Here is a 261-nt window from a genome sequence, read left to right as displayed (position 1 = left end):
CTTGACACTGAACATGGAGCCTTGATGTGTAGGATAGGTGGGAGGCCTGGAAGTGCGGACGCCAGTCCGCATGGAGCCATCCTTGAAATACCACCCTTGAATGCTCGATGTTCTCACTTAAGCCCGTTATCCGGGTTGAGGACAGTGTCTGGCGGGTAGTTTGACTGGGGCGGTCTCCTCCCAAAGGGTAACGGAGGAGCACGAAGGTTGGCTAATCACGGTCGGACATCGTGAGGTTAGTGCAAAGGCATAAGCCAGCTT

The 261-nt window shown here is 54.8% G+C and carries 1 rRNA gene; it reads left to right on the top strand.

The annotated features are described in order from the left end of the window. Nucleotides 1–261: ribosomal RNA gene (locus EAE92_RS24315) — 23S ribosomal RNA — on the top strand; the annotation flags it as partial.

It is taken from the genome of Photorhabdus hainanensis, assembly GCF_018448965.1.
Taxonomy (GTDB): Bacteria; Pseudomonadota; Gammaproteobacteria; order Enterobacterales; family Enterobacteriaceae; genus Photorhabdus; species Photorhabdus akhurstii.
Note: the sequence above shows the minus strand (reverse complement) of the source record. Positions and strands in the feature narration are given on the sequence as shown.